The 19,266-nt window shown below is 59.0% G+C and carries 16 protein-coding genes and 2 tRNA genes; 17 read left to right on the forward strand and 1 reads right to left on the reverse strand.

Annotated features, from left to right (window positions below):
- Window positions 1–13 precede the first annotated feature (13 nt).
- The 7 genes from dnaK to greA all read left to right on the forward strand — a co-directional run bounded on the left by dnaK (window position 14) and on the right by greA (window position 10,183).
- Window positions 14–1,927, forward strand: coding sequence for a molecular chaperone DnaK (gene dnaK, locus HBH25_RS19660; RefSeq protein ID WP_168085637.1), 1,914 nt, complete (start codon window positions 14–16; stop codon window positions 1,925–1,927).
- A gap of 231 nt (window positions 1,928–2,158) precedes the next feature.
- The gene (gene dnaJ, locus HBH25_RS19665; protein ID WP_168085638.1) at window positions 2,159–3,286 is read left to right on the forward strand and encodes a molecular chaperone DnaJ; all 1,128 of its coding nucleotides are present in this window, start codon (window positions 2,159–2,161) and stop codon (window positions 3,284–3,286) included.
- A 25-nt stretch (window positions 3,287–3,311) separates the two neighbouring features.
- On the forward strand, window positions 3,312–4,115 hold the full coding sequence (gene dapB / locus HBH25_RS19670) for a 4-hydroxy-tetrahydrodipicolinate reductase (protein WP_168085639.1): 804 nt from the start codon (window positions 3,312–3,314) through the stop codon (window positions 4,113–4,115).
- A 111-nt stretch (window positions 4,116–4,226) separates the two neighbouring features.
- Window positions 4,227–5,045, forward strand: a complete 819-nt coding sequence (locus HBH25_RS19675) for an RHS repeat-associated core domain-containing protein (protein ID WP_229631977.1) — start codon at window positions 4,227–4,229, stop codon at window positions 5,043–5,045.
- A 188-nt stretch (window positions 5,046–5,233) separates the two neighbouring features.
- Window positions 5,234–6,370 (forward strand): glutamine-hydrolyzing carbamoyl-phosphate synthase small subunit, encoded by a 1,137-nt coding sequence (carA, locus tag HBH25_RS19680; protein ID WP_168085641.1) that lies wholly within the window; start codon window positions 5,234–5,236, stop codon window positions 6,368–6,370.
- 118 nt (window positions 6,371–6,488) lie between these two features.
- Window positions 6,489–9,710, forward strand: a complete 3,222-nt coding sequence (gene carB, locus HBH25_RS19685; RefSeq protein ID WP_168085642.1) for a carbamoyl-phosphate synthase large subunit — start codon at window positions 6,489–6,491, stop codon at window positions 9,708–9,710.
- Window positions 9,707–10,183, forward strand: a complete 477-nt coding sequence (gene greA / locus HBH25_RS19690) for a transcription elongation factor GreA (protein ID WP_168085643.1) — start codon at window positions 9,707–9,709, stop codon at window positions 10,181–10,183. The genes carB and greA overlap by 4 nt, the downstream gene beginning before the upstream one ends.
- 58 nt (window positions 10,184–10,241) lie before the next feature.
- On the opposite strand, the gene HBH25_RS19695 is transcribed toward greA, so the two are convergent.
- Window positions 10,242–10,550 (reverse strand): YhbY family RNA-binding protein, encoded by a 309-nt coding sequence (locus HBH25_RS19695; protein WP_168085644.1) that lies wholly within the window; start codon window positions 10,548–10,550, stop codon window positions 10,242–10,244.
- A gap of 104 nt (window positions 10,551–10,654) precedes the next feature.
- Between HBH25_RS19695 and rlmE the strand changes: the two genes are divergently transcribed.
- The 10 genes from rlmE (at window position 10,655) to nusA (ending at window position 19,241) form a co-directional block, all read left to right on the forward strand.
- On the forward strand, window positions 10,655–11,275 hold the full coding sequence (gene rlmE / locus HBH25_RS19700) for a 23S rRNA (uridine(2552)-2'-O)-methyltransferase RlmE (RefSeq protein WP_168085645.1): 621 nt from the start codon (window positions 10,655–10,657) through the stop codon (window positions 11,273–11,275).
- 220 nt (window positions 11,276–11,495) lie between these two features.
- Window positions 11,496–13,403, forward strand: coding sequence for an ATP-dependent zinc metalloprotease FtsH (gene ftsH, locus HBH25_RS19705; RefSeq protein WP_168085646.1), 1,908 nt, complete (start codon window positions 11,496–11,498; stop codon window positions 13,401–13,403).
- A gap of 8 nt (window positions 13,404–13,411) precedes the next feature.
- Window positions 13,412–14,263, forward strand: a complete 852-nt coding sequence (gene folP, locus HBH25_RS19710) for a dihydropteroate synthase (RefSeq protein WP_168085647.1) — start codon at window positions 13,412–13,414, stop codon at window positions 14,261–14,263.
- Window positions 14,264–14,280: 17 nt separating this feature from the next.
- Complete coding sequence (gene glmM / locus HBH25_RS19715) at window positions 14,281–15,621, forward strand: phosphoglucosamine mutase (protein WP_168085648.1); 1,341 nt, start codon at window positions 14,281–14,283, stop codon at window positions 15,619–15,621.
- Window positions 15,622–15,695: 74 nt separating this feature from the next.
- Complete coding sequence (gene tpiA / locus HBH25_RS19720; RefSeq protein ID WP_168085649.1) at window positions 15,696–16,451, forward strand: triose-phosphate isomerase; 756 nt, start codon at window positions 15,696–15,698, stop codon at window positions 16,449–16,451.
- Between the two features lie 4 nt (window positions 16,452–16,455).
- Window positions 16,456–16,839 (forward strand): preprotein translocase subunit SecG, encoded by a 384-nt coding sequence (secG, locus tag HBH25_RS19725; RefSeq protein ID WP_168085650.1) that lies wholly within the window; start codon window positions 16,456–16,458, stop codon window positions 16,837–16,839.
- Window positions 16,840–16,855: 16 nt separating this feature from the next.
- Window positions 16,856–16,941, forward strand: a tRNA-Leu gene (locus tag HBH25_RS19730).
- 94 nt (window positions 16,942–17,035) lie between these two features.
- Window positions 17,036–17,112, forward strand: a tRNA-Met gene (locus tag HBH25_RS19735).
- Between the two features lie 129 nt (window positions 17,113–17,241).
- Window positions 17,242–17,700, forward strand: a complete 459-nt coding sequence (rimP, locus tag HBH25_RS19740) for a ribosome maturation factor RimP (protein WP_168085651.1) — start codon at window positions 17,242–17,244, stop codon at window positions 17,698–17,700.
- A gap of 59 nt (window positions 17,701–17,759) precedes the next feature.
- On the forward strand, window positions 17,760–19,241 hold the full coding sequence (gene nusA, locus HBH25_RS19745; RefSeq protein ID WP_168085652.1) for a transcription termination factor NusA: 1,482 nt from the start codon (window positions 17,760–17,762) through the stop codon (window positions 19,239–19,241).
- Window positions 19,242–19,266 lie beyond the last annotated feature (25 nt).

Genomic DNA, 19,266 nt, shown 5'->3' on the forward strand with positions numbered 1-19,266 from the left:
GAGAGTTTCATACATGGGCAAGATTATCGGTATTGACCTGGGGACAACCAACTCCTGTGTCTCCGTGCTGGAAAACGGCAAAGCCAAAGTCATCGAAAACGCTGAAGGCGCGCGTACCACGCCGTCCATCATTGCGTACGCCAACGACGGCGAAGTGCTGGTAGGGCAGTCGGCCAAGCGCCAGGCGGTCACCAACCCGCACAACACCCTCTATGCGGTGAAGCGCCTGATCGGCCGCAAGTTCGAAGAAGAGGTCGTTCAGAAAGACATCAAGATGGTGCCGTACAAGATCGCCAAGGCTGACAACGGCGACGCGTGGGTCGAGGTGAACAGCCAGAAAATGGCTCCGCCACAGATCTCGGCTGAAGTGCTGAAGAAAATGAAGAAGACCGCCGAAGATTACCTCGGTGAGTCCGTGACCGAAGCGGTCATCACCGTGCCGGCCTACTTCAACGACAGCCAGCGCCAAGCTACCAAGGACGCCGGCCGTATCGCAGGCCTGGACGTCAAGCGCATCATCAACGAGCCGACTGCAGCAGCCCTGGCCTACGGCATGGACAAGGCACGCGGCGACCATACCGTGATCGTCTATGACCTGGGCGGCGGTACCTTCGACGTGTCCGTGATCGAAATCGCGGAAGTGGACGGCGAGCATCAGTTCGAAGTACTGGCCACCAACGGTGACACCTTCCTGGGTGGTGAAGACTTCGACATCCGGCTGATCGACTACCTGGTAGACGAATTCAAGAAAGAAAGCGGCATGAACCTCAAGGGCGACCCGCTGGCCATGCAGCGCCTGAAAGAAGCCGCTGAAAAAGCCAAGATCGAGTTGTCTTCGTCCCAGTCCACCGACGTGAACCTGCCGTACATCACGGCCGATGCCACCGGGCCGAAGCACCTGAACGTGAAAATCTCCCGCGCCAAGCTTGAAGCGCTGGTGGAAGACCTGGTTCAGCGCACCATCGAGCCTTGCCGCATTGCTTTGAAAGATGCTGGTATCGACGTGGGCTCCATCCACGACGTGATCCTGGTAGGCGGCCAGACCCGCATGCCACTGGTCCAGAAACTGGTAAGCGACTTCTTCGGCAAGGAAGCACGTAAAGACGTGAACCCGGACGAAGCCGTGGCGATGGGTGCTGCTATCCAGGGCGCCGTATTGGCCGGTGACGTGAAGGACGTGCTGCTGCTGGACGTCAGCCCACTGACCCTGGGTATCGAAACCATGGGTGGCGTGATGACGCCGCTGATCGAGAAGAACACCACCATCCCGACCAAGAAGTCTCAGGTGTTCTCCACCGCAGACGACAACCAGAGCGCTGTGACCATTCACGTGCTGCAGGGTGAGCGTAAGCAGGCTACGTCCAACAAGTCCCTGGGCAAGTTCGACCTGAGCGAGATTCCACCGGCACCGCGCGGTGTTCCTCAGATCGAAGTGACCTTCGACATCGACGCCAACGGCATTCTGCACGTAGGCGCCAAAGACAAGGCCACTGGCAAGCAACAGTCCATCGTGATCAAGGCCAACTCTGGCTTGTCCGAGGAAGAGATTCAGCAGATGGTGCGTGATGCCGAGGCCAACGCCGAGGAAGATCGCAAGTTTGAAGAACTGGCCGCTGCTCGCAACCAGGGCGACGCGCTGGTGCACTCCACCCGCAAGATGGTCAGCGAAGCCGGCGACAAGGTAACCGCTGAAGAGAAAACCACCATTGAAACGGCTGTTGCCGCACTGGAAACAGCAGTGAAAGGTGACGACAAGGCGGCCATCGAAGCGCGTATCGAAGAGCTGTCCAAGGTGACTGCGCCTGTTGCTCAGAAGATGTACGCCGACGCCGGTCAGGAAGCCCCTGCCCAGCCTGCCGGTGAAGAACCGAAGAAGCACGACGACGTAGTCGATGCCGAGTTCGAAGAAGTGAAAGACAACAAGTAAGTACTGCTTGTGATCGGCCGGTTTCCTGCATACGTGTGGTGACTGGTAGCATGTCGCCGCGCGGGGGCCTTGGCTCCCGCGTTGGCGTGTCTGGGGTACAGGAATTTCAAGGTTCCCCAAAGCCGCCTGTAGGCGCCAAGCTTTGCGCCTACGAGGTGAGTACGTAAGGAACCTGCCTGCCCGCTCGCACAGCGGGCATTGGCGAAATCTATTCAAGGTGTGAACAACCATATGGCTAAGCGTGACTATTACGAGGTACTGGGGGTAGAGCGGGGCGCAAGCGAAGCCGAGCTTAAGAAAGCCTATCGCCGAGTGGCGATGAAGCTTCACCCGGATCGCAACCCGGGTGACAAAGCGGCAGAAGAAAGCTTCAAGGAGGCCAACGAGGCTTATGAAGTGCTGTCCGATGCCAGCAAGCGCGCTGCCTACGACCAGTACGGTCATGCTGGGGTAGATCCCCAGATGGGTGGCGGTGGCCAAGGCTTTGGCGGCGCTAACTTCTCCGACATCTTTGGCGACGTGTTCAGTGACTTCTTCGGCGCTGGCGGGCGCGGGGGCGGCCGTGGCGGCGCGCAGCGTGGCAGCGACCTGCGTTATACCCTGGAGCTGGACCTCGAAGAAGCCGTGCGCGGCACCACCGTCAGTATCCGTGTTCCCACCTTGGTCAACTGCAAGGTCTGCGACGGCAATGGCGCCAAGAAAGGTTCCTCGCCCATCAGCTGCCCTACCTGTGCCGGCATTGGCCAGGTGCGCATGCAGCAGGGCTTCTTCTCGGTGCAGCAGACCTGCCCGCGCTGCCATGGCCAGGGCAAGATCATTTCCGACCCGTGCGACGCTTGCCATGGCGAAGGGCGTGTCGAGGAATTCAAGACCCTTTCCGTAAAAGTGCCGCCAGGGGTAGATACAGGCGACCGTATTCGCTTGTCCGGTGAGGGCGAGGCGGGCGCGCAGGGTGGTCCTACCGGCGACCTGTATGTGGTGATCAACGTGCGCGAGCATGCGATCTTCCAGCGCGACGGCAAAAACCTTTTCTGCGAAGTGCCAATCAGCTTTACTGATGCCGCCTTGGGTGGGGAGCTGGAAGTGCCTACGCTCGACGGTCGAGTGAAGCTCAAGATCCCGGATGGCACGCAAACCGGCAAGCAGTTCCGCCTGCGTGGGAAGGGTGTGGCGCCAGTGCGTGGCGGCTCGCCAGGTGACCTGCTGTGCCGTGTAGCTGTGGAAACGCCGGTCAACCTGGATCGCCGTCAGCGCGAGTTGCTTGAAGAGTTCCGGGCATCCCTGGAAGGCAACACCACGCATTCGCCCAAAGCCAGTGGCTGGTTCGAAGGTATGAAGCGCTTCTTTGGCGACCTCTGAAGCCAACGATCAAAAGGATTCACTGATGCGACGTATAGCTGTGATGGGGGCCGCTGGCCGTATGGGGAAAACCCTGGTCGAGGCCGTGCAGCAGGCGCCTGGCGCCGGGCTCACTGCCGCCATCGACCGGGCGGACAGCACCCTGGTAGGCGCTGATGCGGGTGAGCTGGCTGCGCTGGGGCGGATCGGCGTGCCGATTTCCGGTGACCTGGCCCGCGTGGCGGAAGAGTTCGATGTACTGATCGACTTCACCCACCCCACGGTGACCCTGAAAAACCTGGCTTTCTGCCGTAAGGCGGGCAAGGCCATGGTTATTGGCACCACAGGGTTCAGTGCCGAGGAAAAGGAACGCCTGGCTGAGGCGGGTAAGGACATCCCTATCGTGTTCGCCGCTAACTTCAGCATTGGTGTGAACCTGTGCCTGAAGCTGCTGGACACCGCCGCCCGTGTACTGGGCGATGACGTGGACATCGAGATTCTGGAAGCCCATCACCGCCACAAGGTGGATGCGCCTTCAGGTACAGCTGTCCGCATGGGGGAAGTGGTGGCCAAGGCCTTGGGCCGGGACCTGGAAAAAGTGGCCGTGTACGGCCGCGAAGGCCAGACCGGTGCGCGCAAGCGCGAGACCATCGGCTTTGCCACCGTACGCGCCGGGGACGTGGTAGGGGACCATACCGTGCTGTTCGCTGCCGAGGGCGAGCGTGTGGAAATCACTCACAAAGCCTCCAGCCGCATGACATTCGCCAAGGGGGCCGTTCGTGCAGCCCTGTGGCTGGATGGGCGCGCACCGGGCCTGTATGACATGCAGGATGTGCTGGACCTGCATTGAAGAAGGGCCGGTATTCAGTCAATTCAAGTGGTGCAACCTGGCATTTCTGTCAGGTTCACCCAGTGGCCTTACATGCTTCAATTGAAGCGTGAACGACACTGGAGTGCTCTGATGCGTCAGTACAGCCCGCAAGCCGCATTGCTAGCGACCGACATGGCCCAATCCGTGATTAGGCGTGGACAAGCGCTTCGGGTCTATACGCCTTTTGGTCATGTACCTAGCCAACGAGGCGAAGCTGGGTTTGCGGGCCAATTGAACGAGTCCTCCCTCTATGTGTTAGGTAATGGCTACCGAGCCTATCTCCCTACGCTGGGGCGTTTTGTTTCCCCAGACGCGGTTAGCCCTTTCGGGCAAGGTGGGCTGAACGCATATGCCTATTGTGATGACGACCCTGTAAACAGGCGGGACAACGAAGGAGACACCTGGCGTTTCCTCCTGGGCAAATTCGTCTCGAAATCGAAATCCGTAAAGTCAGTCTATAGTGCTCTTGAGTTACGCTATGCTGGCCCAGGCCAAGGCAGGGTGCTGCGTTTCGCTACCAGTGAAGTGACGGATCCCACGCTGATGTACAAAGCCCTGGGTACTCACCTCTCCGGTTCTCAGGGCGGCTTTGGTGTAATGACGCGTAACGCTGAACGCGTCAAAGCCAGTGCCAAAGGCTTCGAGGCAATTCCGGGGTATGCGCCCTTGCGTGATCCCTCATTGTTCGAGCAGGCTATCGAGCGGCAACATGCATCAGTGTGGGGTAATGAAGCGATCAAGCCCATTGGCCCGGGTGATTGGCCTGCGTTACGGCAAGGGCCGCTTGATCTTGACGATGGCGGTGCGCGACGTGTTGTGCTGAGTTACCTGTATTACCAGGAGCTGGCCAATCCACAGATTGTTAAAATACGTGGCAGGGTTGATCCGTGGAGCAGTGGCAGAGCCTGAGGGGTCCTATAATTAAAAGCGTGCGATGGGTGGACCAAAATGTCGCTTTTCTGTAAGCTACAGCTTTAGTGTGTCCACTAAAAGCGCGCAGATAATTCGATGAAGAAGCGGGGCGACGTGTCTATACGTCTCTCCGCTTTTTTACAACCTGCGATCGCCCCTTCAGGCTAGATTTATCGGAGGTCTTCTTGACTAAGCCAGCCATACTCGCCCTTGCCGACGGCAGCATCTTTCGCGGTGAAGCGATTGGAGCCGACGGCCAGACCGTCGGAGAGGTGGTCTTCAATACGGCCATGACCGGCTATCAGGAAATCCTCACAGACCCTTCCTACGCCCAGCAGATCGTCACGCTCACCTACCCTCACATCGGCAACACCGGCACCACGGCGCTGGACGCCGAAGCTGACCGCGTATGGTCTGCGGGCCTGGTGATCCGCGACCTTCCGCTGATTGCGAGCAACTGGCGCAACACCCAGTCGCTGTCCGACTACCTCAAAGCCAATAACGTAGTGGCCATCGCCGGTATCGACACCCGCCGGCTCACGCGCATTCTGCGGGAGAAAGGCGCCCAGAACGGGTGCATCCTGGCCGGTGACGACATCACTGAAGAGGCGGCCATCGCTGCCGCGCGCGGCTTCCCAGGCCTGAAGGGCATGGACCTGGCCAAAGAGGTCAGCACCAAGAAAACCTACCCGTGGCGTGAAGGTGTATGGGCATTGGCGACCGACAGCCATGCCCAACCTAAGGATGAAGAACTGCCTTACCACGTAGTGGCCTACGACTACGGCGTGAAGCTGAACATTCTGCGCATGCTGGTGGCCCGCGGTTGCCGCCTTACAGTAGTACCTGCCCAGACCCCAGCCAGCGAAGTGTTGGCGCTCAAGCCGGACGGCGTGTTTCTCTCCAACGGCCCTGGGGACCCGGAGCCGTGCGACTACGCCATCAAGGCCATTCAAGACGTGCTGGAAACCGACACGCCGGTGTTCGGTATCTGCCTGGGCCACCAGTTGCTGGCGCTGGCAGCAGGCGCGCGCACCGTCAAGATGGACACTGGCCACCACGGTGCCAACCACCCGGTCCAGGACCTGGACACCGGTGTGGTGATGATCACTAGCCAGAACCACGGTTTTGCGGTGGACGAAAGCACATTGCCCAGCAACGTGCGCGCCATCCACAAGTCGTTGTTCGATGGCACCTTGCAGGGCATCGAGATTACCGGCAAGGACGCGTTCAGCTTCCAGGGGCACCCGGAAGCCAGCCCAGGCCCGACCGACGTTGCGCCACTGTTCGATCGCTTCATCGAGTCGATGGCCAAGCGCCGCTAACTGCTGCACGCCCGGGCCGCCCCACACCTGTGCGGGCCGGCCCGGTGCCGCCCTTGATTGTTCGAGGCAGCCTGTTCACCCGGGCCTGCCGACCGAAATGCGGAATTGAGTGACCACCATGCCAAAACGTACAGACATCAAAAGCATCCTGATCCTCGGCGCGGGGCCGATCGTTATCGGCCAGGCCTGTGAGTTCGACTACTCTGGCGCCCAGGCCTGCAAGGCCCTGCGCGAAGAGGGCTACCGGGTGATCCTGGTGAACTCCAACCCAGCCACCATCATGACCGACCCGGCCATGGCAGACGCGACCTACATCGAGCCGATCAAATGGCAGACCGTTGCCAAGATCATCGAAGCCGAGCGCCCGGACGCACTGCTGCCGACCATGGGCGGGCAGACCGCACTCAACTGTGCGCTAGACCTGGAGCGCGAAGGCGTTCTGGAGAAATTCGGTGTGGAAATGATCGGCGCCAATGCCGACACTATCGACAAGGCTGAAGACCGTTCGCGCTTTGACAAGGCCATGAAAGCCATCGGCCTGGAATGCCCGCGTTCCGGCATCGCCCATAACATGGAAGAAGCCAACGCCACCCTTGAGCGCCTGGGCTTCCCGTGCATCATCCGCCCTTCGTTCACCATGGGCGGGACCGGCGGCGGTATTGCCTACAACCGCGAAGAGTTCGAAGAAATCTGCGCCCGTGGCCTGGACCTGTCGCCCACCAAGGAACTGCTGATCGACGAATCGCTGATCGGGTGGAAAGAGTATGAAATGGAAGTTGTCCGCGACAAGAAGGACAACTGCATCATTGTGTGCTCCATCGAAAACTTCGACCCCATGGGCGTCCACACCGGTGACTCGATCACCGTGGCCCCAGCGCAGACGCTGACCGACAAGGAATACCAGATCATGCGCAACGCCTCGCTGGCGGTGCTGCGTGAGATCGGCGTGGAAACCGGTGGTTCGAACGTGCAGTTCGGTATCTGCCCGAACACCGGCCGCATGGTCGTGATCGAAATGAACCCGCGTGTTTCCCGCTCCTCGGCGCTGGCCTCCAAGGCTACCGGCTTCCCGATCGCCAAGGTCGCCGCCAAGCTGGCCGTGGGGTACACCCTGGACGAACTGCAGAACGACATCACCGGCGGCAAAACCCCGGCCTCGTTCGAGCCGTCCATCGACTATGTGGTCACCAAGCTGCCACGCTTTGCGTTCGAAAAATTCCCCAAAGCCGACGCCCGCCTCACCACCCAGATGAAGTCTGTAGGTGAAGTGATGGCCATCGGCCGTACCTTCCAGGAGTCGTTGCAGAAAGCCTTGCGCGGGCTGGAAGTGGGCGTCTGTGGTCTGGACCCTAAGGTAGAACCCAGCAACCCCGAGTTCCACAGCATCCTCAAGCGTGAGCTGACCGTGCCGGGCGCCGAGCGTATCTGGTACGTGGCCGATGCATTCCGCGCGGGCATGACCTGTGACGAAATCTTTGCCCTTACCAGCATCGACCACTGGTTCCTGGTGCAGATCGAAGACCTGATCAAGGACGAAGAGAAGGTAAAAACCCTCGGCCTGGCCGATATCGACAAGCAGTTGATGTTCCGCCTCAAGCGCAAAGGCTTCTCGGACCAGCGCCTGGCCAAGCTGCTGGGTGTGACCGACAAGAACCTGCGCCGCCATCGCCACAAGCTGGAGATCTTCCCGGTCTACAAGCGCGTGGACACCTGTGCTGCCGAGTTCGCGACCGACACCGCCTACCTGTACTCCACGTACGAGGAAGAGTGTGAGGCCAACCCGTCTACCCGCGACAAAATCATGATCCTGGGTGGTGGCCCCAACCGTATCGGCCAGGGCATCGAGTTCGACTATTGCTGCGTACACGCGGCGCTGGCGCTGCGCGACGATGGTTATGAAACCATCATGGTCAATTGCAACCCGGAAACCGTGTCCACCGACTACGACACTTCGGATCGCTTGTACTTCGAGCCGCTGACCCTCGAGGACGTGCTGGAAGTGGTGCGGGTCGAGAAGCCCAAGGGTGTGATCGTGCAGTACGGTGGCCAAACCCCACTGAAGCTGGCCCGAGCCTTGGAAGAGGCAGGTGTGCCCATTATCGGTACCAGCCCGGATGCCATCGACCGTGCCGAAGACCGCGAGCGCTTCCAGCAAATGGTGCAGCGGCTGAACCTGCTGCAACCGCCGAATGCTACGGTTCGCAGCGAAGAAGAAGCCATTCGGGCCGCAGGCGTTATTGGTTACCCACTGGTGGTTCGCCCATCTTATGTGCTGGGTGGCCGCGCCATGGAGATCGTCTACGAGCTTGATGAGCTCAAGCGCTATTTGCGCGACGCGGTTCAAGTGTCCAATGACAGCCCTGTGCTGCTGGACCACTTCCTCAATTGCGCCATCGAAATGGATGTGGATGCCGTATGCGACGGTACGGATGTGGTCATCGGCGCCATCATGCAGCACATCGAACAGGCCGGCGTTCACTCCGGTGACTCGGCGTGCTCGCTCCCACCGTACTCCCTGCCAGCTCATGTACAGGACGAAGTACGCGAGCAGGTGAAGAAGATGGCACTGGAGCTGGGCGTGGTTGGCCTGATGAACGTGCAGCTGGCCTTGCAGGGTGACAAGATCTACGTGATCGAAGTAAACCCGCGTGCCTCCCGTACCGTGCCGTTCGTGTCCAAGTGCATCGGCACCTCGCTGGCCATGATCGCCGCCCGCGTGATGGCAGGCAAAACGCTCAAGGAACTAGGCTTCACCCAGGAAATCATCCCCAACTTCTACAGTGTGAAAGAGGCGGTGTTCCCCTTCGCCAAATTCCCTGGCGTTGACCCAATCCTCGGGCCAGAGATGAAATCTACTGGTGAAGTGATGGGTGTGGGCGACACCTTCGGCGAAGCCTTCGCCAAGGCACAGATGGGCGCCAGCGAAGTATTGCCGACCGGTGGTACCGCATTCATCAGCGTTCGCGATGATGACAAGCCTTTCGTAGCCAGCGTTGCAGGGCAATTGATCGACCTGGGCTTCCAGGTGGTAGCCACTGCGGGCACTGCGAAGGTCATCGAGGAAGCAGGCCTGAACGTGCGCCGGGTAAACAAAGTGACTGAAGGCCGCCCGCATATCGTGGACATGATCAAGAATGACGAAGTAACCTTGATCATCAACACGACCGAAGGGCGCCAGTCGATCGCCGACTCGTACTCCATCCGTCGCAATGCCTTGCAGCACAAGATCTACTGCACCACCACGATCGCTGCCGGTGAAGCCATCTGCCAGGCGCTCAAATTCGGCCCTGAGAAGACCGTACGGCGCTTGCAGGATCTACACGCAGGACTCAACGCATGACCAAATACCCCATGACCGTCCAAGGCGCTCGCGCCTTGGAAGAAGAGCATTTGCACCTGACCAAGGTCGTTCGCCCCAAGCTCAGCCATGACATTGGCGTGGCGCGGGAATTGGGCGACCTGAAGGAAAACGCCGAGTACCATGCGGCCCGCGAGCAGCAGGGCATGGTAGAGGCGCGTATTCGTGACATCGAGGGTCGTTTGCAGAATGCGGTGATCATTGACGTCACCACCATCGAACCCACCGGCAAGGTGATTTTCGGTACTACCGTGGAAATCGCCAACACCGAAACGGACGAGCGCGTGGTCTACCAGATCGTGGGCGAGGACGAAGCCGACATCAAGGCGCGGAAGATTTCCAGCGGCTCACCTATCGCCAAGGCGCTGATCGCCAAGGAGGAGGGTGACATCGTGGTAGTGAAAACCCCGAGCGGTACCGTCGAGTACGAGATTATCGAGGTACGGCACATCTGACCTTGCCCGCCGGCTATGCCAGGCTCCCATAGGAGCTGGCGCAGCCGGCGAACCCTGGTCAGGCGAAGCGATGTATGTTTGAAAGCTGCTTGTTCGGCTGCGGATTGCGGCGGTACACCAGGGCCATCTTGCCGATGACCTGAACCAGGTCTGCGCGGCCTGCGGTGCACAGGCTATTGATCATGCCAAGGCGCTCTTCGCGATCCAGGATGTTGACCTTTACCTTGATCAGCTCATGATCGGCCAATGCACGTTCCAACTCTGCCGCGACGCCTTCCGTCACGCCATTCTCAGCTACGATCAATACCGGCTTGAGGTGGTGACCGATGGATTTGTACTGCTTTTTCTGCTCTGGTTTGAGCGGCATAACCTGACCCTTTGATTGAAACTGTATGAAAATGGCGGCCATTTTACCCGAGCGCACGGTGCTACGCACAGCGACACGCACGCCGCCCTACTTCGAGGTGCCCAGTGGCCCGTTCCAAAACAAGCCATAATTGGCTGAAAGAACATTTCAACGACCCGTATGTGAAAATGGCACAGAAGGACGGCTACCGTTCGCGCGCCAGTTACAAGCTGCTGGAGATCCAGGAAAAGGACAGGCTCATCCGCCCTGGCATGTCAGTAATTGACCTGGGCGCGGCGCCCGGTGGCTGGTCCCAGGTCACCAGCCGGCTGATCGGCGGGCAGGGCCGGCTGATCGCTTCGGACATCCTGGAAATGGACAGTATTCCCGATGTCACCTTCATCCAGGGGGACTTCACCCACGATGCAGTGCTGCAGCAAATTCTGGAAGCTGCAGGTGGCAACCCGTTCGACCTTGTTATTTCCGACATGGCCCCCAATATGAGTGGATTGAGCGCAGTGGACATGCCCCGTGCAATGTTCCTGTGTGAGCTGGCGCTGGACCTGGCTGGCCGGGTGCTCAAGCCAGGCGGGGATTTTCTGATCAAGATTTTCCAGGGGGAAGGGTTCGACACTTACCTCAAGACCGTTCGGCAGCAATTCGACAAGGTTCAAATGCGTAAACCGCTGTCGTCACGGGACCGTTCTCGCGAACAATACCTTCTGGCGCGCGGCTTCAAGGGCTGACAGCTACACTCATGGCAGCTTCGCAGTGGCCGATAGCTTTTTTCAAATGGTGATTGCTGCGGAGCATAAGCGAGCATTGCGCAGTCAAAAGTTTCACAAAGCGTTACAAGCAGCCTCTGCGCATGCCTAGGGTTGTGTAGTAAGTTAGGCCGATGGACATCATACGAAGCCTGGCGCTAGGTCCCAGAGACTGGCTTCAGAGGGTAGCGAATTGAACGATATGGCAAAGAATCTCATCCTGTGGCTGATCATCGCCGCCGTTCTCGTGACGGTGATGAACAATTTCTCAAGCCCAAACGAACCGCAAACCCTCAATTATTCCGACTTCATCCAGCAAGTGAAGGATGGCAAGATTGAGCGCGTGCAGGTAGACGGCTACGTCATTACCGGCAAGCGCAACGACGGCGACAACTTCAAGACCATCCGCCCGGCTATTCAGGACAACGGCCTGATTGGCGACCTGGTGGACAACAAGGTCGTGGTCGAAGGCAAGCAGCCTGAGCAGCAAAGCATCTGGACCCAGCTATTGGTCGCCAGCTTCCCCATTCTTGTGATCATCGCCGTGTTCATGTTCTTCATGCGGCAGATGCAAGGAGGGGCGGGCGGCAAAGGCGGGCCTATGAGCTTTGGTAAAAGCAAGGCACGCTTGCTCTCCGAGGACCAGGTCAAAACCACCTTGGCAGATGTGGCCGGGTGTGACGAGGCCAAGGAGGAAGTCGGTGAGCTGGTGGAGTTCCTACGCGACCCAGGCAAGTTCCAGCGCCTGGGCGGTCGTATCCCCCGTGGGGTGCTGATGGTAGGCCCGCCTGGTACAGGTAAAACCCTGTTGGCCAAGGCCATCGCTGGCGAGGCGAAAGTCCCGTTCTTCACCATTTCCGGTTCGGACTTCGTGGAAATGTTCGTGGGGGTGGGCGCCAGCCGCGTACGCGACATGTTCGAGCAGGCTAAGAAGCATGCGCCTTGCATTATCTTCATCGATGAAATCGATGCGGTAGGTCGCCACCGTGGCGCCGGTATGGGCGGCGGTCATGACGAGCGCGAGCAGACCCTCAACCAGCTGCTGGTAGAGATGGACGGCTTTGAGATGAACGATGGCATCATCGTGATCGCTGCCACCAACCGTCCCGATGTGCTGGACCCGGCATTGCTGCGCCCTGGCCGGTTCGACCGCCAGGTGGTAGTAGGCCTGCCGGATATCCGCGGGCGCGAGCAGATCCTGAAAGTGCATATGCGCAAAGTGCCGGCTGGCGAAAACGTCGATCCGGCTGTAATTGCACGCGGTACACCAGGGTTCTCGGGTGCAGACCTGGCAAACCTTGTGAACGAAGCGTCCCTGTTCGCCGCCCGTTCAGGCAAGCGAATCGTGGAAATGCGTGAGTTCGAGCTGGCCAAGGACAAGATCATGATGGGCGCAGAGCGCAAAACCATGGTCATGTCCGAGAAAGAGAAACGCAACACGGCGTACCACGAAGCTGGCCACGCCATTGTGGGCCGTATCGTTCCCGAGCATGACCCGGTGTACAAGGTGTCCATTATTCCTCGTGGCCGTGCCTTGGGCGTCACCATGTTCCTGCCTGAGGAAGATCGCTATAGCCTGTCCAAGCGTGCACTGATCAGCCAGATCTGCTCACTGTATGGCGGCCGCATCGCAGAAGAAATGACGCTGGGCTTCGATGGTGTGACTACAGGTGCCTCGAACGACATCATGCGCGCCAGCCAGATCGCTCGGAATATGGTTACCAAATGGGGCCTGTCCGAGAAGATGGGGCCGCTGATGTATGCGGAAGACGAGGGTGAGTCCTACCTGGGTCGTGGCGGCGGTGGCCAGAATGGCAGCCTGTCGGGCGAGACAGCTAAAATGATCGACTCTGAAGTGCGCAGCATCATCGACCATTGCTACACCACGGCCGGCCAGATCCTCACGGATAACCGGGACAAGCTGGACGTTATGGCCGAAGCGTTGATGAAATACGAAACCATCGATGCCGATCAGATCGAGGACATCATGGCCGGAAGGCCGGTGCGTGAACCTCGTGACTGGACAGGTGGTTCTGGCTCTTCAGGCACTGCAGCCAAAGGTAATGAGCGCCCAGAGGCGCCGATTGGTGGCCCAGCCGCACAACACTAAGGCTTTACATGAGCTCTACGCTGCACTCGACCCGGCTGCCTTGCGGCAACCGGGTTCTTGATTTATCCCAGACCCATGTCATGGGTATCCTGAACGTCACGCCAGACTCGTTTTCGGACGGGGGCCGCTTCAATGGGCGGGACCGCGCCATTCAGCGCGCACGTGAAATGGTCGAGGCGGGCGCCGCGCTTATAGACGTAGGGGGGGAGTCCACTCGCCCTGGCGCTTCTCCCGTGTCTGTCCAGGAAGAGCTCGATCGGGTATGTCCTGTGGTAGAAGCCATTGTGGCCGAGCTGGATGTGATCGTGTCGGTGGACACTTCTACCCCTGAGGTCATCACGCAGGCCGCACAGCTGGGCATGGGGCTGGTCAACGACGTACGTGCGTTGCGTCGCCCTGACGCCCTGGAGGCGGCCGCTGGCACCCAGGCTGCGGTATGCCTGATGCATATGAGAGGCGAGCCTGGGGACATGCAGAATGCGCCTGCCTATACGGACCTGGTCGGTGAAGTTGTCGATTTTCTCGCCGATCGACTGCTGGCCTGTCAGAATGTGGGCATAGACGCGTCCCGGGTTGTGCTAGACCCAGGCTTTGGCTTTGCCAAAACCCACGCCCACAACCTTAGCCTGTTCAAAGCGCTTGATCGCCTAGGCACGCTTGGCCGGCCATTGCTGGTAGGGGTGTCTCGCAAAAGCATCGTTGGCCAGGCGCTGGGCAAACCCATTGAAGGCCGATTGTTTGGCAGCCTTGCGCTGGCTGCCTTGGCCATGGTCAAGGGGGCGAAAATTCTCCGTGTGCATGACGTGGCGGAAACACTGGACGTGGTGCGCATGATCGCAGCGGTCAACGCAGCGAAATAAGAACGAACGGAGCACGTATGAGCAAAAAGTTTTTTGGCACCGACGGCATTCGTGGCCGGGTCGGCCAGTACCCCATTACGCCAGACTTCATGCTCAAGTTAGGCTGGGCTGCTGGCATGGCATTCCGCAAGCTGGGTGCCTGCCGCGTACTGGTAGGCAAAGACACACGCATTTCCGGTTATATGTTCGAGTCGGCACTGGAGGCAGGCCTGTCGGCTGCAGGTGCGGATGTGATGCTGCTAGGGCCTATGCCTACACCTGCTATCGCATACCTCACGCGTACCTTTCATGCCGAAGCGGGCATCGTAATCAGCGCTTCTCATAATCCCCATCACGATAACGGCATCAAGTTCTTCTCCGGGCAAGGTACCAAACTGCCCGATGACATCGAACTGATGATCGAGGAGTTGATGGAGCAGCCCATGACTGTGGCCGAGTCTGGCAACCTGGGCAAGGTATCGCGCATCAACGACGCGGCGGGGCGTTATATCGAGTTCTGCAAGAGCAGCGTGCCCAGCAGCACAGACTTCGCTGGGCTCAAGCTGGTAGTGGATTGCGCCCATGGCGCTACCTACAAGGTGGCGCCTAACGTATTCCGGGAGCTTGGCGCGCAGGTCACCGTTATCTCGGCGCAACCCGACGGCCTCAACATCAACGAGAACTGCGGCTCTACGCACATGGAAGCCCTCCAGGCTGCGGTACTGCTCGGGCACGCGGACATGGGCATTGCCTTCGATGGAGACGGAGACCGGGTGCTGATGGTCGACCATACCGGTGCCATCGTGGACGGAGACGAGCTGCTGTTCATCATCGCGCGGGACCTCAAGGCGCGCGGGCGGCTGGAAGGCGGCGTGGTCGGTACCTTGATGAGTAACCTGGGGCTAGAGCTGGCCTTGCAGGACCAGCACATTCCATTCACGCGAGCGAGAGTGGGCGACCGCTATGTGATCGCAGAGATGGCAGAGCGTGGCTGGCCACTGGGTGGTGAAAACTCCGGCCATATCGTGTGCTCCCAGCACACCACCACGGGGGACGCGATCATCGCTTCCCTGCAGGTTTTACTGGCACTCAAGCGCCGAGGCGAAACCCTTTCCCAAGCACGTCACGGGTTGCGTAAGTGCCCTCAGGTGCTGATCAATGTGCGCTACGCCGGCAGCGACCAGGACCCAGTAGGCCACCCTTCTGTTGAGCAGGCGTGCGAGCGTGTCACCCAGGCCATGGCCGGGCGGGGCAGGGTACTGTTGCGCAAATCCGGGACCGAGCCTTTGGTGCGGGTCATGGTTGAGGGCGACGAAGAGGCGCAGGTACGGCGGTATGCAGAAGAGCTGGCCGGGGTTGTGGCAGAAGTTTGTGCATAATGCGGTGTTGAAGGCTTGCCACTCGCGGTTGTTCTGGGTAACATCTGCGCCCACTTTGACCGACGGAGTAAAGCATGCGTCGCTTGATGGTAGCTGGTAACTGGAAAATGAACGGTACCCGCGCCAGCGTGGCGGAGCTGCTCAAGGGGTTGAAAAGTCAGGAGTTTTCAGCGACAGTAGAGGTCGCGATTTTCCCGACGTTCCTCCATGTGAACGAAGCGGTTGAAGCGCTGCAGGGTACCTCTGTAAAGGTAGGTGCGCAGAACCTCGCAACACAGTCCGGGCCTGGTGCTCTGACAGGTGAGGTTTCAGCCAGCCAGCTGACGGACGCCGGTTGCACCCTTGTGCTGATCGGGCACTCGGAACGCAGGCAGCTCCTCGGCGAAGCAGAAAGTGTGCTGGTGGAGAAGTTCAAGGCGGCACAGGAAGCAGGGCTGGTTCCCGTACTCTGTGTCGGCGAAACACTGGCAGAGCGTGAGGCCGACCAAACATTCGATGTGGTAGGCGCCCAGCTCGACAGCATCATGGATTCGCTCGGTGTGGAAGTATTCTCCCGTGCTGTCATCGCTTATGAGCCTGTTTGGGCCATTGGCACAGGTTTGACGGCAACGCCAGAACAGGCTCAGGACGTGCATCACGCCATCCGGGCCAGGCTGGCAGCCAGGAATGCCGAAGTCGCACAAGGCGTGCGGCTTTTGTACGGCGGCAGCGTAAAGGCGGCCAACGCGGCTGAGCTGTTCCGCATGCCGGATATCGACGGGGGGCTGATTGGTGGTGCTTCCCTGAATGCAGATGAGTTCGGTGCGATCTGTCGCGCCGCGGGAAACTGACAACATGCTGGAAAATGTCGTTGTAGTGTTTCATCTGTTGGGTGCACTGGGTGTAGTCGTGCTCGTGCTATTGCAACAGGGGAAAGGTGCAGAAGCAGGCGCATCTTTCGGCGCAGGTGCTTCAAATACTGTGTTCGGAAGCCAAGGTTCCTCTACCTTTCTAAGCAAGTTTACTGGTATACTCGCGGCATGTTTCTTCATTACCAGCTTGGGTTTAGGGTTCTTTGCTAAAGAAAAAGCTCACCAGTTGAGCCAAGCAGGCCTCCCGGATCCAGCAGTAATTGAAGCGCCGAAGCAGAAGCCGGCAACAGATGATGTTCCGGTGCTCCAAGAGCAAAAAAGCGGTTCGAACACTACTGATGTTCCTCCGGCTCAAGAGCAGAAGTAACGGATTTAAAAGTTTTGCCGAGGTGGTGGAATTGGTAGACACGCAACCTTGAGGTGGTTGTGCCCATAGGGTGTAGGGGTTCGAGTCCCCTTCTCGGTACCATATACAAGAGGCCCGCATTTTGCGGGCTTTCTTGTTCCAGAGCTGTTGATTGACCGTTCGAAGCTGAGCCCGTATACTTTGCGGCCAGTTATGTCGCGGGGTGGAGCAGTCCGGTAGCTCGTCGGGCTCATAACCCGAAGGTCGTTGGTTCAAATCCAGCCCCCGCAACCAGTTTCAGCGGAGCCCCTGTTCAGGGGCTTTTTGTTAGCTGATCAGCACATGCGTCGCGTTCTTGCGGCGTTTCCAGTGTGGGCGTTTCGCCCATTTTTTTATTTTAAAAGCATGCACGAGGGGGTTCAGGTGTCGAGCAAGCTAGAACAGTTGCAGGCCTTGCTGGCCCCGGTGGTCGAGGCGCTTGGCTACCAATGCTGGGGTATCGAATACATTTCCCAGGGCCGTCACTCACTGCTACGTATTTTTATCGATAAGGAAGGCGGCGTCCTCGTTGAAGACTGCGAGTCTGTCAGCCGTCAGGTCAGTGGGGTTCTGGATGTAGAAGACCCCATCGCTGTCGAATACACGCTTGAAGTGTCCTCTCCAGGCATGGATCGCCCGTTGTTTACGCTGGAGCAGTTTGCTGCCCATGCAGGCGATCAGGTAAAGATCAAGTTGCGTACCGCCTTCGAAGGCCGTCGCAATTTCCAGGGCCTGCTTCGCGGTGTGGAAGAACAGGATGTGGTGGTCCAGGTCGATGACCATGAATTCTTGTTGCCGATCGATGACATCGATAAAGCAAACATTATTCCCAGTTTTGACTGAGACGTTTCGGGTTGCGCGCATTCGCGCAACCCAAAGGCTTGCGAAAGGCGAGGCGTACGATGAGTAAAGAAGTACTGCTGGTTGTTGAATCGGTATCCAATGAAAAAGGCGTACCGGCCGGAGTCATATTTGAAGCATTGGAAATCGCCCTGGCGACTGCTACCAAAAAGCGGTTCGAGGACGAAGTAGACCTGCGCGTTGAAATCAACCGTCACACAGGCAGCTACGAAACCTTCCGGCGCTGGGCTGTTGTCGAAGATGAAAACTTTGACGACCCGGCCATCCAGCTGGCAGTCGACCAGGCACAGGCTCGCAAGCCGGACTCGGTCGCTGGCGACATCATCGAAGAAAAGATCGATTCGATCGAATTCGGCCGTATTGCCGCGCAAACCGCCAAGCAGGTTATCGTGCAGAAAGTGCGCGAGGCCGAGCGTGCCCAAGTGGTCGATGCCTACCGTGAACGGGTAGGCGAGATCATCTCCGGCACCGTCAAAAAGGTTACCCGCGACAACGTGATCGTGGACCTGGGCAACAATGCCGAAGCTTTGCTGGCCCGTGAAGACATCATCTCGCGGGAAACCTTCCGGGTAGGTGTGCGCCTGCGTGCGCTGCTCAAGGAAATCCGCAGTGAAAACCGCGGCCCGCAACTGATTCTGTCCCGTACGGCGCCGGAAATGCTCATCGAGCTGTTCCGCATCGAAGTGCCGGAAATCGCAGAAGGCCTGATCGAAGTCATGGCAGCCTCTCGCGATCCAGGCTCTCGTGCAAAAATTGCCGTTCGCTCCAAAGACAAACGCATCGACCCTCAGGGCGCCTGCATCGGTATGCGCGGTTCTCGCGTACAGGCCGTATCTGGCGAGCTGGGTGGCGAGCGTGTCGACATCGTCCTGTGGGACGACAACCCTGCACAGTTCGTCATCAATGCCATGTCGCCTGCTGAAGTAGCGGCGATCATCGTTGATGAAGACGCGCATGCCATGGATATCGCCGTGGGTGCTGACAACCTTGCCCAGGCCATCGGCCGCGGCGGGCAGAACGTTCGCCTTGCCAGTCAACTGACCGGCTGGACGCTCAATGTCATGACCGAGTCCGATATCCAGGCAAAACAACAGGCCGAAACCGGCGACATCCTGCGCAATTTCGTCGAGCAACTGGAAGTTGACGAGGAGCTTGCCCAGGTATTGGTGGACGAAGGTTTCACCAGCCTGGAAGAAATCGCCTACGTGCCTTTGGAAGAAATGCTCAACATCGATGGGTTCGATGAGGAGATCGTCAATGAGCTTCGTGCTCGGGCCAAGGATCGCCTGTTGACTGCAGCCATCGCTTCCGAAGAGAAGCTGGCGGACGCCCAACCGGCGGACGACCTGCTTTCCCTGGAAGGCATGGACGCAGACCTAGCGAAGGAATTGGCGGTACGCGGCGTAATCAACCGCGAAGACCTGGCCGAGCAGTCTATTGACGATTTGCTCGACATCGACGGCATCGACCAAGAGCGTGCCGGCAAGTTGATCATGGCCGCCCGAGCCCATTGGTTCGAGTAACTGGCGCGGCCTGAGGAGAGAAGTG

The sequence above is a fragment of the Pseudomonas quercus genome (assembly GCF_012033695.1).
GTDB classification, from domain to species: domain Bacteria; phylum Pseudomonadota; class Gammaproteobacteria; order Pseudomonadales; family Pseudomonadaceae; genus Aquipseudomonas; species Aquipseudomonas quercus.